This window comes from Dyadobacter sp. 22481 (genome assembly GCF_052044875.1).
Lineage (GTDB): Bacteria > Bacteroidota > Bacteroidia > Cytophagales > Spirosomataceae > Dyadobacter > Dyadobacter endophyticus.
This window is the reverse complement of sequence record NZ_JBQENV010000004.1, coordinates 366,728-380,658: the sequence shown is the minus strand read 5'-3', so window position 1 is coordinate 380,658 and position 13,931 is coordinate 366,728. Positions and strand designations below refer to the sequence as shown.

Annotated in this window: 13 protein-coding genes; 11 read left to right on the top strand and 2 right to left on the bottom strand. The window is 49.0% G+C overall.

The genetic code is table 11. The features are described from left to right. Positions 1 to 183: 183 nt before the first annotated feature. From ACTJJJ_RS27670 to ACTJJJ_RS27645, 6 genes are all read left to right on the top strand, one after another. Entirely contained in the window at positions 184 to 753 is a 570-nt protein-coding gene (locus ACTJJJ_RS27670) for an RNA polymerase sigma factor (protein ID WP_188938701.1), read from the top strand. Beyond that, on the top strand, positions 722 to 2,227 hold the full coding sequence (locus ACTJJJ_RS27665) for an outer membrane beta-barrel protein (RefSeq protein WP_440703646.1): 1,506 nt from the start codon (positions 722 to 724) through the stop codon (positions 2,225 to 2,227). The genes ACTJJJ_RS27670 and ACTJJJ_RS27665 overlap by 32 nt, the downstream gene beginning before the upstream one ends. A 98-nt stretch (positions 2,228 to 2,325) precedes the next feature. Further along, entirely contained in the window at positions 2,326 to 3,555 is a 1,230-nt protein-coding gene (locus tag ACTJJJ_RS27660) for a serpin family protein (protein ID WP_440703645.1), read from the top strand. 192 nt (positions 3,556 to 3,747) lie between these two features. Continuing rightward, positions 3,748 to 5,037 (top strand): LVIVD repeat-containing protein, encoded by a 1,290-nt coding sequence (locus tag ACTJJJ_RS27655; protein ID WP_440703644.1) that lies wholly within the window; start codon positions 3,748 to 3,750, stop codon positions 5,035 to 5,037. Position 5,038: 1 nt separating this feature from the next. Then, on the top strand, positions 5,039 to 5,617 hold the full coding sequence (locus ACTJJJ_RS27650) for a hypothetical protein (protein WP_440703643.1): 579 nt from the start codon (positions 5,039 to 5,041) through the stop codon (positions 5,615 to 5,617). A gap of 12 nt (positions 5,618 to 5,629) precedes the next feature. Further along, a complete protein-coding gene (locus tag ACTJJJ_RS27645; protein ID WP_440703642.1) occupies positions 5,630 to 6,103 on the top strand; it encodes a hypothetical protein in 474 nt (157 codons plus the stop codon). 18 nt (positions 6,104 to 6,121) lie between these two features. On the opposite strand, the gene ACTJJJ_RS27640 is transcribed toward ACTJJJ_RS27645, so the two are convergent. Both ACTJJJ_RS27640 and ACTJJJ_RS27635 read right to left on the bottom strand, forming a co-directional pair. After that, positions 6,122 to 7,243, bottom strand: a complete 1,122-nt coding sequence (locus ACTJJJ_RS27640; RefSeq protein WP_440703641.1) for a glycosyltransferase family protein — start codon at positions 7,241 to 7,243, stop codon at positions 6,122 to 6,124. A 2-nt stretch (positions 7,244 to 7,245) separates the two neighbouring features. Continuing rightward, complete coding sequence (locus tag ACTJJJ_RS27635; RefSeq protein ID WP_188938697.1) at positions 7,246 to 8,112, bottom strand: UDP-2,3-diacylglucosamine diphosphatase; 867 nt, start codon at positions 8,110 to 8,112, stop codon at positions 7,246 to 7,248. A gap of 173 nt (positions 8,113 to 8,285) precedes the next feature. Between ACTJJJ_RS27635 and ACTJJJ_RS27630 the strand changes: the two genes are divergently transcribed. The 5 genes from ACTJJJ_RS27630 to ACTJJJ_RS27610 all read left to right on the top strand — a co-directional run bounded on the left by ACTJJJ_RS27630 (position 8,286) and on the right by ACTJJJ_RS27610 (position 13,923). Then, complete coding sequence (locus ACTJJJ_RS27630) at positions 8,286 to 9,758, top strand: energy transducer TonB (RefSeq protein WP_440703640.1); 1,473 nt, start codon at positions 8,286 to 8,288, stop codon at positions 9,756 to 9,758. 135 nt (positions 9,759 to 9,893) lie between these two features. After that, complete coding sequence (locus ACTJJJ_RS27625; protein WP_440703639.1) at positions 9,894 to 10,757, top strand: SPFH domain-containing protein; 864 nt, start codon at positions 9,894 to 9,896, stop codon at positions 10,755 to 10,757. A 1-nt stretch (position 10,758) separates the two neighbouring features. Beyond that, the gene (locus ACTJJJ_RS27620) at positions 10,759 to 10,941 is read left to right on the top strand and encodes an Arc family DNA-binding protein (RefSeq protein ID WP_188938694.1); all 183 of its coding nucleotides are present in this window, start codon (positions 10,759 to 10,761) and stop codon (positions 10,939 to 10,941) included. A 55-nt stretch (positions 10,942 to 10,996) separates the two neighbouring features. Continuing rightward, entirely contained in the window at positions 10,997 to 13,177 is a 2,181-nt protein-coding gene (locus tag ACTJJJ_RS27615; protein WP_188938693.1) for a S9 family peptidase, read from the top strand. After that, positions 13,177 to 13,923 carry a hypothetical protein gene (locus ACTJJJ_RS27610; protein ID WP_440703638.1) on the top strand — a complete coding sequence of 249 codons (747 nt, stop codon included), beginning with the start codon at positions 13,177 to 13,179 and terminating at the stop codon, positions 13,921 to 13,923. Before ACTJJJ_RS27615 ends, ACTJJJ_RS27610 begins: the two co-directional genes overlap by 1 nt. Positions 13,924 to 13,931 lie beyond the last annotated feature (8 nt).

Genomic DNA, 13,931 nt, shown 5'->3' with positions numbered 1-13,931 from the left:
AAGTAGCCAACATTTGGCAATAGTTTTACGAAGTGTTCCAACCATTTTAATAATGAGGGTGTCAGACAATTTACGACGGGCTCGTGAAAGCAAGTCGGATCATAACGCAACAGTAATCGGCTATCTTATGGGTAGAGGTGCTGAATTTTTTTACAAACCGAACGAAGCACCCCTAACCTTCGGATGACGTTTAACGAACAGGAACTGGTGAAAGGCTGCAAGCAGCGCAACCGCATCGCCCAGAAACAGCTATACGATGTTTTTGGGGGTAAGTTGTTTGCTATTTGTATGCGCTACACGAAAAACCGCGCCGACGCGGAAGACGTGTTGCAGGATGCCTTCATCAAGATTTACGAGAATATAGATTCTTTCAGGGCCGACAGCCCGCTGGAATATTGGCTCAGATCGGTGGTAGTGAACACAGCGCTGAACCATTTGCGGCAACAGAAATACCTGAAAGAGCTGGATGACATAGATATACATCATAATGGTTTGTCCGACAGGGAGTTTACCCTCGGAAATTTTCAGATGCAGCAGTTGATGGAAATGATCCGGGAACTACCGCCCGGTTGTCAGACGATCTTCAATCTGTATGCGATTGAAGGTTACCAGCACAATGAGATCGCCCAGATGTTGGGTATCTCCGAAGGAACGTCCAAGTCGCAGTACTCGCGTGCAAGGATGTTGCTTCAACAAAAATTGAACAAAGAAAAAAGATTTGATGATGGATCCGTCCAACATAAACAATTTTGAGGAACAGTGGAGAAAGGCCTTGAAAGAGGCCTCCGAAGCTCCCCCGCCGTCGGTGTGGGAGGGTATCGAGGCGCGTCTTGACGGGGAACAGGAAAAAGTAACTCCTCTTTGGTGGCAGTCGCCGAAAATGTGGTATGCAGCCGCGTCCATTGCGGCATTGCTGCTGGTAGGCGGCGGGCTCTGGTATTCAGGCGGCCAGAAAGACAAGGTAGAAGTGGCAGTGAGCACAAAACCGGTTCAAAAAGCTGAAATGGAGCCTGCTAGATCCGTGGAAGAGCAGCCAAATGCGGTTCAAGGCCAGGATAAGGAAGAGCTCGCAGCAACTGTTGAACAAGGCCCAATTGCCGCAACAGGCAGTGAGCCAACCCGGAGTAATCTGAAAGGTGGTATCGCCGGAAACTTAAATACTGGTATCGCAGCAGCAGCCCGGACAAATGCGCGTGGCAAACAGAATGAGCAGCATGCGGATAACATTTCTTCCGCGGCAAGCATCATCCAGGAAAGGCCGGCAAGCAACAATCAGGATGTTATTGCGAGTAAAACAGAGCCTGCTAATGGAACCGTTGAGGTTTCTGTTGAGAATAGCAACGCCGCAGTGGCTGCGGTGCAAAACCAGGCGACCTCTGCGGAAATGCTGGCGTCTTTGCCCTATAACGACCTGGATGTTTATGTTCAGAAGCGTCATGTTTTTTTTCGGCCCGAGGTCAGAATAGAAGAGGCGGTTAAAACCACAAAACCTAAGGAGTATTATGCAGGAATAGGCATTATGCCCGCCTCGTTTAATCCTAATGTGAAATTGAGAGAAGCCCCGCAGGCTTTCATGGCGCAGTCGGTAAGCCAGAAGCGGTCGGTTTCCGGAACCAGCGAGGCGCGTGCTTCGTATGCCGTGCAGACGCAGGGTGGGGTGCGCTTGTCGAAACACTGGTCTGTGGAGACGGGTGTAAGCTATCTCCGGGGGAATTCGGCCTACGAGGGTGGCGGATATGTACTGAATGCATATAACAGTGCGGCGTCCAACGTGCTGGAAAATGCATTGGCAGCCAATAATCCTGCTTTGAGCGATAAGGCGGCCGGCTTTAACAATGGTGCATTGTATATTGATGTGGCCAAGAAGGTCAGCAATAATTACCAGTATTTGCAATTGCCGGTTCAGGCGGGCTTTACTTTAAACCCCGATAAGAAATTCAGCTATTCGGTATTGGGCGGGATGATGGCGAACTTCTTTTTAGTCAACGAACTGGAATCTGCGTCGGGAGATATTATTAGAACAACCGCCAGTGATGAAATATACCGTGGCACAAACTGGGCCGCAACAACAGGATTGCGGTTGAATTACAAGCTTTCTGCCAACTGGGGCGCTAACCTGACGGGCTCGTACCAGAAAGCGGTTTCATCGAGCTTTAAATCCAATCAAAGCCTCGATTCCAGACCGTATTTGTATGGCGTTTCGTGGTCGCTCCGCTATTCTTTTTGAGATAATTTTAAATAGTTTCCAACCAATGCCGGTTGATTTGAATCTATTGATTTGTGGGTTGATTGTGGAGAAAGAAGATATTCTTGCATCTGTTAGCCATGAAAATTTTAAAGAAGTCGATCACCGTTCCGATGCTGGCAGCCGTAATGCTGTTTGGCTGTACAAACGATAATGTTGGTCCGGATAACGAGGTGAATCCGGTTGAAATACCGGCCTCGGTTTCGAACGGGACCACTTCTTTCGCATTTGATTTTATTCACGCGTTACAAAAAACGCAACCGGCGGACGATAATTTCTTCGTATCGCCGCTCAGCCTGCACATGGCTTTGGGAATGCTTTTAAATGGAGCCGAAGAAGAAACTGCCGGCGAAATTCAAAAAGCACTAAATATGGATGCCGTCGCATTGGCTGATTTGAATGCGGCATATAAAACATTGATCAACGATTTGCCCGTCGCCGATTCGAAAGTGAGTTTAGGATTAGCGAATTCGGTTTGGTATAGAAATGACTTTTCCGTTGAAAATGATTTTCAATCTGTTCTGAAAGACTCGTTTGAATCGGAGGTAACAGGTTTGCCATTTGATGATGCCGCAAAAGATCGCATTAACAAATGGGCAAGCGACAAGACCAACGGTAAGATCAAGAATGTTCTTGACAAGATTCAGCCACAACACGTAATGTTCCTTTTGAATGCATTGTATTTCAAAGGCGATTGGCAAACCAGGTTTGATCCCAAGAAAACGCAGGACGCACCGTTCAAGCTGGAAAACGGACAAAGCAAGAACGTCAAAATGATGTATGCCGAATCCGATTTCAAAGTAGGCTCAGGAAGCAATTACAACGCTGTTCGCCTTCCATACGCCAATGGGCAATTCAATATGACCTTGCTCATTCCGAAAGGTCAAAGTACAGTCGATGAAGTGCTGAAAGGAATCACCGGCGAAGGATGGTCGGGTCTGAATAGCGGGATGGCAGAGCGGGGTATTACAGTAGGTTTACCCAAGTTTACAGTCGACTATTCAGCTCAATTGAAGGAGACATTGCAGGGAATGGGTATCAAACGCGCATTTGAAGATAGCGCACAGCTGGGCAAGATCAATAAAGCTGCCGAACTCTATGTCGATTTTGTGAAGCAGGATGCCTACCTGGGTATCGACGAGCAGGGAACAGAGGCAGCAGCAGTGACGACAATCGGTGTCGGCCTTACTTCCGCCGGGCCCGAGTCACCAAGGTTCATTTGTGACCGCCCATTTGGATTGGTGATCAGTGAAAATACTTCCAATACCATTCTTTTCGTAGGCAGGATCAAAAATCCGGAATCGAAATAACAGTGCTGAAAAGCATTTAAAAATATCAAAGATAAAAAATACCGGTTCGCCGGTATTTTCGGGGTGCGTTATCGTCCGAAGGCCTTGCTTTCGGACGATTTTGTTTTGTATTCCAACTAATTACAAAAAAACAGTGTCCTGCATTTGTCGAAGTCATAATATAATTTTTACAAGCCTCTAATATCTAACCGTATGAAACCTAAACTTTTACTGTTATGCGCCGTGGCATGGCTTTGCTGGTCATGCAACGATCAATGCAAGGAGACACGCGTAGTGCGTCGGTTTAGTAACGTGACACATTCTTTGATGGAGCTCAGGACGCAGGTAAAGGCCGAATCGCCGCGTACCTTAGAGCAGCCTGGAAAGATGTATGTGAAAGGCAAGTATTTATTTGTCAATGAAATAAAAAAAGGGATTCATATTATTGACAACGGCAACCCTGCCAACCCCAAATTTGTGACATTCATTAATATTCCGGGGAATGGCGATATCGCCGTTCGCGATAATATTCTCTATGCCGATAGCTTTTCAGACCTCGTTTCAATCGATATTACCGATCCCGCTGCCCCGAAAGAAGTAGGTAGGGTTAAAAATGTATTCAAGACAGGCCTTTTCGACGGAGGCGGCTGGTCGCTGAACGAATCAGTCGGCTCTATTACCGATCAGAATGTTGAATGGGTCACCGAAACGGTAACCGTTAATTGCGAAGACAATGTTCCGCCCATGACGTGGTGGGGCGGCATCTGGATGCTGGCCGATAGGGTGTCTTTCAATAGCTCATCGTCGGCTTCGCCGCAATCCTCTGGTGGTACCAGTGGTCAGGCAGGCTCGATGGCGCGTTTTGCATTGGACCGCAATTTTCTCTACGCGGTCAGCCAAAGTGACTTGCATCTTTTTAAGATCGACAAACCCGCGCAGCCGGCCGACTTCGCCACGGTGAATCTGGGCTGGGGCATTGAAACCATTTTTCCCTACGACAATAAACTCTTTATAGGGTCTTCCACCGGGATGTTTATTTATGACAATACCAATCCGGCAGAGCCGAAACAGCTCTCGAACTTTCAGCACGGCCGCGCATGCGACCCCGTGGTAGTGCACGAAAACATTGCGTATGTGACGCTGCGTACAGGTACCGCATGCGGAGGTGGGCAGAACCAGCTGGATCTCGTCGATGTAAGCAATCCGGCGGCTCCACAGCTTATTAAAAGCTATCAAATGGAGAGTCCACACGGCCTGAGTATCGATTTCCCGACGCTTTTCCTTTGTGAAGGCGAACATGGTTTGAAGGTCTTCGACGTGACCGACAAGTTTTCAGTGGACCGCAACCAGCTGGCACATTTCAAGGATATGCATGCCTATGATGTGATTTCACTAGGCAAAACATTGATGCTCATCGGCGAAGACGGATTTTACCAATATGATTCGTCAAATCCGAAAGAGTTGAAAATGCTGAGTAAAATTCCGGTTGGAAAAGCGATTTGATATGAAAAAGATCGCATACTTTCTGCTATTGCTGGTCAGTTCGGTGTCTTACGGGCAGACGGCCAGGGGCGTGAGATTTGTCAACCACACCGAGTTCGGTGGATTGTTCGGGAGGGTCAAATACCAGAATCCTTATGCCGGAAATGGCGATCAGGTCGATAGCAAAACCAGCCTCACGGTTCAGACCTTTAATGGAGTCCAAATCAACAGGAAGTTGTCGGCTGGGGTAACGCTTGGGATGGATTGGTACAAGACGGCCTTGCTGAGCCCGATCGCCGGCGGTGTTCGATACGATCTCCTCGGTCGTAAAAACGTGCAACTGTTTGGAACAGTCGATGCCGGTTATGCATTCGCTTGGTTTCACGACGATCCCGACGGCGCCGATACGAAAGGCGGACTGATGGTAAACCCAGGCGTAGGGATGAAGGTAGGAAAACCGGGAGTCGCTGCATTTACGATTGCATTAACCTACAAAAGACAAGAGGCGCACGTTACCAAAGTGCCTTTGTGGGACCAAAAAGAGCGGTTTGAAGACCGGGTTTACAACAGGCTGGCATTGCGGTTAGGGATCAGTTTTTAAAATAGATGAGCCATGAAAAGGATCGCGTTTTTATTTCTCTGCGTCTGTTTTCTTGCATTATCTGCATTCGAATGCGGGGGTGGCAAGGATTGTTGTGCATTTCCGCCATGTTCGGAAATCGCTTCATTGAAAGGAGCCTGGCGCCTGGATTACTTCCAGAATACCGCGACGGGTGCAGTGGACAAAGACCCGGAGATCAGTGGCAAAAGTGTCGTTTTCAGCTTTTCCGATGATCAAAGGAGCGGAACGATTGAGGGCCACACTTTTGTAAATACGATCAGCGGGGCTTATACGCTGGGAGCGAATTGTACCTTCAGAATAACCAGCTTTGGCGGAAGCAAAGTAGGTGAGCCGGAATGGAGCCGGAAGGCCTGGCTTCCATCTGATTCAACAGGCGGTAAGGGGAATTATCACGTATCGGGCGATAAGTTGATCCTCAAATTCGATCAAAACCCCGAACAGCTTGTTTTCAAGAAAGATAAGTAAGGTATCCGGCGGAAAGTATCAGATCTCCGATTGTATTTTCCGCCTGATATCAATTGATTTTTCAAATTCCGCGATTTCCCGTACAAACATTTGATGCCCGCGATGGTACCAGTCCCTGAATTTCTCCGACTGGTCAATATGCTTCGGCAGGTAATCAAAAATCACTGAGAGATCGAACGATCTGGACATTACTCCTGCGCCCGATATAACCCCATCTATCGCATTGCATTCCTGCTCGAAGTGGTTAGGGACAGGCACCATCATCACAGGTTTCCCGAGATACATGGCCTCGCAAACAGATTCGAAACCGGCCGTGGTAACCAATGCGCGGCAATTTGCGAGCATTCGCAGGTATTTTTCGCTGTTGATCTGGTGAAAAGTAAGTGTACTGTCAAAAACAAATTCCTCCGATGCATCCGGGTTGTCCCAAAAGCAGTACAACTGCACATCCTTATGCTTCCGATGCCAGTCGATGACCTGCGTGCTCAGGCTGTGATGCGTCATGTACACGAGTATAAATGAGCCCTTTTGCGGAATGAGGCGTGTAACTTCCTTGCGGAGCAATGGAGGTACGACCGTGATTTTAAGATTGGGGGCCGAGGGCATTTCCCGAAAAGATAATGCAAGCCGGTTCGCCGAAAGCCACGACGTCGACTTGGAGTTGAGGTTAATCAGGAACTGGTTGACCCGGCTGTGTTCCGGAAATATAAACTTCGGATGAAGCAAAAGGTATTGATGCGCAATGCAGACCATCGGTATGCCGGAGCGGTAGATCATGTTATAGAGCCCGCCGTAGGTATCGTAGAAGCTCACGATCAGGTCGGGGTTGATCCGCCGAACCGTTTCGTGGATGCGGTGAAGGCTTTTGAGGTATTTGGGCAAATGTGCCAGGTGTGTGGCAATCGTGCGGCCTACATTCATGCCGCCGCCCTGGGCTTTGTAAATGATATTGGGCGCAGCGAAATGATGTACCGGCGCAAAGATCTGCTCCTGGAAGAATGAAGGGATATTCCGACCCGGAGACGTCCCTACCATCGCGCCCACAACCTTGTGTCCCGCACTACGTAATACCTGGCCGAGCGAAATGGCTTGCGTCAAATGCCCCCGGCCCTCTCCCTGAACCAGAAAAAGGATTCTCATAATTATAGATAGCGCTGATTCCGCCCCGTTAGAAAACCGGTGAACGCCACCTGCTTTTCCATGCCGGGGAAGTTTTCAACGACTTTTTTGGTACTCGTTTTTTTTACAGGCTTCTCGACGATCTCTTGCTGGTCGTAATAGAGCAGGCTCCAGTTACCGTCGAAATCCTCTACCAGCGCGCTCAGGGTTTCGACCCAGTCGCCGGAGTTCATGTACTTGATACCGTCGATTTCTCGGATCGCCGGATGGTGAATATGCCCGCAGATCACGCCGTCACAGCTGCGAGAGCGGGCCAGCTCGGTTAGTTTCTCTTCAAAGTCGGTCATGTAGTTCACAGCCATTTTTACCGATTGCTTCACACGTTGCGACAAAGAGTAATAGGAGAGGCCGCGCCATGCGCGGTATTTGTTGTAAAATTTATTGACCCACAGGAGGAACGTATAACCGATATCGCCCAGGTAGGCCAGCCATTTCAAATGCGTGGTAATGGAGTCGAAAACATCGCCATGGGTAACATAGAACCGCTGTGTACCGGAAGTGAGTATGTAGTCTTTCCGGATCTGGAAATGCTTGCCAAGGCGCAGGGGGATAATCTGGTCGAGGAAATCATCGTGGTTTCCGCGGATGTAAATCACTTTCGTTTTGTTGTCTTCTATCATTTTCAGCACGCGCTTGAAGAAAAGCGTGTGCTTCCGTTTCCAGACACCATATTTTTTCAGCTGCCAGGCATCGATAATATCACCATTCAGGATAAGCTTTTTGCAAGAATAGTTTTTCAGAAAATTGGTGACTTCTTCTGCCTTCGAGCCTCCGGCGCCGAGGTGAATGTCGGAAATGATGATCGTGCGAAAGTGAGTTGTATCTCCCATGATACAAATTTTCTCATTTTATATTAACTGCATATTACTGGCAGGTTATCAGTTGGTTAAGTTTATATTCAAAACTAGTTCTACGAATCAATTTTGAAATATTTGCAGAGTAACTATAAGTTTCTTTAAAAGAAAAACATCATTTTTACTATTGGTATAACTCATCAACCCTAATGAAAAAACTGTTTACGTTTCTATTGTTTTTAGGCACGCCCGCGTTCGCGCAGCAAGTTTATTTGCCGCATGAGGTAGAAAACAAGGCCGAGCCGGCGGGGGGCCTTGCTGCACTCAATCAGTTTGTCAATTCCAACCTTCAGGTACCTTTTTCTTCATCTGTGAAGGGCGTGAATGGCCGGGTTTATCTCAAAGGTGTTGTACAGCCAGACGGGAGTATGAGCGACATCGAGGTAACGCGCGGGATCGACACGCTGTGCAATGCGGCGGCTGTGAATGTGCTCCGCATGTATCGTGCCTGGCGACCCGCAACGCTGGGAGGGCAGAAAGTGCGGCAGACGGTATTTTTCCCCGTGACATTCAAAGCGGACGCCAAACCGACCTACGACACGGCAAGGCGGGCATTTGTGGACTATTTCAGCGAGAACTTCGCGCCAATCGATTCCGCACGGGCCAAATACCGCCGGACAATGCCTGTCGATGAACGGGGATTTGTATCCGGGGATGTGGCTTACGAAGAAGCCATGAGGAGAAAATGGAAGCGGCTCGGCGAGGCGAAATTTGCCCAAACGCCAATCCGCTACAAATCGCGTTTTGTAAACCCGGAAAGGGACTCAATACCTGCTTACCGCATTTCGGCCCGAGATTACAATGAGGCCAGCCATGCTACCGAGGTCACATTCGATTCCGACGGGCATATGCTTTCTTACGTAGAATATGGTGTGGATGGAAAAGCATCGCTTATCAAGGATTATGACCTAACCGGCATGGTAAGGCATCAGCAACTCCTGACCGATTCGCTAGCTACGGAGGTCTACTGGGACTCCAACGGGCAAATAAGGGCTCACAGAGATTTTCCCATCAACAAAATGGGCGTAAAGGACGAACCGTTTCTGATGAATTCGTGGGGGTCGGATGGCACACAGTATGTAAAAAACGGCGAAGGATATTGGCGGGCGGTTGGTGAAACGCCACACGGGAAATGGCTTTTTGAGCAAGGAAAAGTTGTGAATGGGATCAAGGACGGCAAGTGGAGCGGAAAATTGGCCGATAGCACCCAATACTACGAGGAGATTTACGATCTCGGACAATTTAAAAGCGGTATTTCCTGGGTGAATGGCGAAAAGACAGAATATACCAAACCGCAGGTGCAACCTGAATTCAAAGGTGGGATCAAAGAATTCTATAAGTTTCTGGGCATGAATATTCGCTATCCTTCCGCAGCGGCAAGGAGCGGTGTTGCAGGGCGTGTGATGCTTTCATTTGTGGTATGCGAAGACGGGTCTATGTGCGAGTATAAAGTGGAGAACCGGGTCGGCTACGGCCTCGATGAGGAGGCATTGAGGGTTGTGAAGCTCATGAACGGGAAGTGGAACCCAGGGGAGCTGAGGGGCCAAAAGGTAAGGGTTAAATACAATGTCCCGATCAATTTCCAGATAGAAACCAGTCACCAGATGATCATCAATAGGTAGAAGCATATATTTAGCCATTCATCCCTTCCCGGAGCCGGTCACAGGCCCCGGGAATTTTTTGTACCAAATAGCTTAGGAAATTATAGGGAGTTTGATAATATTGTGATATCAATTTAATATCAATTTAAACCAGCTATGATCGAAAAGGAATTACGCTCAATCTCTGGCTATCTGCTGTTTGTGATAGGCCTGGCGCTGCTTTTTGGTGGCTTTGTGTATTTTATAACCACCGGTAGTCCGGTTACGGGGATCGTTGTTGCGGTAACCGGATTTATCATCCTGATCGGACTCACGGTCATTAACCCGAACGAGGCAGTGGTAACCACTTTTTTTGGCGACTACATGGGTACTATGAAGAAAAATGGGTTGCGCTGGGTAAACCCGCTGTTCCGCAGAAAAAAGATCAGCCTCCGTGCCCGCAACCTGAACGGCCAAAAGTTGAAAGTGAACGATAAGCTGGGTAACCCGATCGAAATCGCGGCGGTGGTCGTGTGGCGCGTGGGAGATACGGCCAAATCCTCGTTTGAAGTGGACGACTATGTGAAATACGTCGAAATCCAGTCGGAAGCGGCCGTGCGGCATTTGGCGGGGATATATGCTTATGATTCGATGGAAGACGAAGAGGCGAGCACCCAGGAGGTGACGCTGCGCGATGGCAGCGGGAAGATCAACGAAATGCTCGAAGCCGAGCTGACCGAACGTTTGAGTCGTGCGGGGATCGATGTCCTCGAATCGCGGATAAGTCACCTGGCGTATGCGCCCGAGATCGCGGGTGCGATGCTGCAACGCCAGCAAGCGTCGGCAGTAGTGGCGGCACGGCGCCAGATCGTGAATGGGGCAGTTGGGATGGTGGATATGGCTTTGGCCATGCTTTCGGAGAAGGGTATTGTCCAGCTCGACGAGGAGCGTAAGGCGGCGATGGTGAGTAATTTGCTGGTAGTTTTGTGCGGTGAGAAAGCGGCGACACCGATTCTGAACGCCGGAACTTTGTATCCATGATATGGCGGAGAAAAAAGCATTTGTTTTGCGGATCAATCCTGATGTGCTACGGGAACTCGAGACCTGGGCACAGCAGGATTTCCGCAGTTTGAACGGCCAGATCGAGTTTTTGCTGAGTGAGGCATTGAAAAAACAAAGGCGCTCAAAATCAAAGGGACACGATGAGGACGGTGCAAAAGATTAATTAAAATGTTAAAATTGCACTTATATAGTTGTCGTACTAATTTTTTTAAGCTCACATGAAGCAAATAATCAGGACACTTTCATTAACAATCCTCTCCTTTCAGCTTTTTGCGCAGATTCCCGACACATTTCAATGGCTGCCCGACGGTAGCGGCTACCGCGATGCCGGCGATGGCCAGATCGTGGAGGTAACATTGCCCGCCAATCAGGAAAAAGTCATTGTTTCATCAGCGGAGCTCACGCCGCAAGGGGGCGCGCCGTTGACTATCCGCAGCTATTCCATCAGCAAAGCCGGGGATAAGGTTTTGGTTTATACCAATACCAAACGGGTGTGGCGCTATGACACCCGCGGCGATTACTGGGTGTACGATATGACAGCCAAGACCCTGAAACAACTCGGGAAAGGCTTGCCGGAGTCGTCGCTGATGTTTGCTAAATTTTCGCCCGATGGCAAAAAGGTCGCGTATGTGAGCAAGCATAATGTATATGCTGAAGACCTGACAAGCAATTCGATCAAGCAATTGACGACCGACGGTACCGACCGCGTGATCAATGGTACATTCGATTGGGTATATGAAGAGGAATTCGACTGCCGCGATGGTTTCCGTTGGAGCGACGACAGTAAATCCATCGCCTACTGGCAGCTCGATGCCCGCAAGATCCGTAACTTTTTGATGATCAATACCACGGATTCCATTTATTCATTCAATGTGCCTGTGGAATATCCGAAAGTAGGTGAAACACCTTCTCCGTATAAAATCGGTGTGGTGGACATCGCTTCGGCCCAGACCAAATGGATGAACATCCCCGGTGACCCACAGAATACCTACGTTCCACGCATGGAATGGTCGGGAATGCCGAACGAGCTCGTGATCCAGCAATTGAACCGCAAGCAGAACGAGAGCACATTGATGTACATCAATACCACCGACGGGAGTGCCAAACCATTTTATAGTGAAAAGGACGAAGCCTGGATTGATATCAAAAGCCGTTGGGAAAGTGATCCGATGGGCTGGGACTGGATCAATGGCGGTAAGGAGTTTTTGTGGGTAAGCGAGAAGGACGGCTGGCGCCATACTTACCGCGTGAGCCGAGACGGAAAGAAGGAAACGCTCATTACTGCGGGCAATTTTGACATGATCAACCCCGTCCGCATCGACGAGAAGAACAATACTTATTATTTCATGGCCTCGCCTGACAATGCGACGCAGAGCTATTTGTACAAAACCACGCTGGACGGCAAAGGAACGCCTGTACGCATAACCCCGGCCGATCAGGCAGGAACGCATGCTTACGACATCTCGCCACTTGCCAAATTTGGTCGCCACCAGTTCTCAAATGCCAAAACATCACCTTTGGTAGAATGGATTTCGTTCCCTAAGCACGTTTCGATAGACCCAAACAGTTCCATTGCGCAATCAAAAGACAAAATCAATTCCTCAAAAGCGAATATTGAGTTTTTCAAAGTAAAGACCGACGAAGGCGTGGAAATCGACGCATGGATGGTGAAACCTACGAATTTCGATGCCGGCAAAAAATACCCGATCGTGTTCATGGTGTATGGCGAAGCAGCCGGAAGTACTGTGAAGGACGTTTGGGGGACCGGCCGCAACCGCTTGTACGCGGGCAGTATGGCCGATGACGGGTACATCTACGCTTCCATCGACAACCGGGGCACGCCGTCGCCCAAAGGTGCCAAATGGCGCAAGGCCATTTACCGTAACATCGGCCGCATCAATATCAAAGACATGGACGGTGCTGCTACTGCCATGTTCAAACAATTTGCATTCATTGATACCAGCCGCGTGGCAGTACACGGATGGAGCGGTGGCGGTTCGTCGACTTTGAACCTGCTATTTCAATATCCGCAGCATTTCAAGACCGGGATTGCGGTAGCTGCTGTGGCTAATCAGCTCACTTACGATAACATTTACCAGGAGCGCTACATGGGCATTCCGCAGGAGAACCGCGAGGATTTTGTAAAGGGATCACCGATTACCTACGCTAAAAATCTGCGTGGCAACCTGCTGTATATTCACGGGACCGGCGATGATAATGTGCATTACCAGAATGCAGAAATGCTTGTTAACGAGTTGATCCGGGCTAACAAGGTCTTCCAGTTTATGCCTTATCCCAACCGGACGCACAGCATTTCGGAAGGTGAAGGTACCTCGCGGCATTTACAGTCATTGTTTACAGATTATTTGAGAAAGAACTGCCCTCCGGGAGCGAGATAATGCTGGGAAAGATATTCTGCGTAGTAGGCCTGGCGGGAATACTCCCGCTTGGCTGCCTCGCGCAGCTGAGCGAAGGTACGAAGGTCGGGATTAATACAGGCACCGGGCTGGATGCTCCGAGGTCGGGCGTTTTTTGGACGTCGCCGGCGGGACAGCCTGGGGTGGTCGGCGATTTTTATATTGATTCACTTTGGCATGATGGAGATGTAAAACTGATGAAGCCGGTCGGGCAAATTGGCGGGCATGAATCGGACTCGATTGCGGGGATCAGCATTCGTTACAATGTTCTCAACGAGGAACTGGAAGTACTGGCCGATAAAGCGAAGAAGGACATTCGTGTGATCCGCGGGAGCCAGATCAAAAGTTTCACGATTCGTCATGAGCTCGGAGATGTCAGGTATCTAAACCTGGCAAGTAATGATCCGAAAGGAGAATCAAAGGGCTTTGGAGCAGTGCTTGCCTCAGGCAGGGTTACGCTTGTGAAAGTGTATAAGCCAAAAATCACCCGACCGAACTATAACCCCAGTTTTGGCACAGGTGAAAAGAACACGGTTGTTCGGCTTTCGACAGCTTATTACCTGCTTTCAGGTTCAGGAGTGCAAAAGGTTAATTTGAATAAAAAGAGCCTTCTGCCGCTGTTGGCAGACAGGAAGCCGGAAATGGACCGGTATTTGAAAGAACACGATCCGGACCTCAAAGATGAAACGCAGGCAGCAAGCCTTATTCAATATTACAATTCCAAATAGAAAAAGCC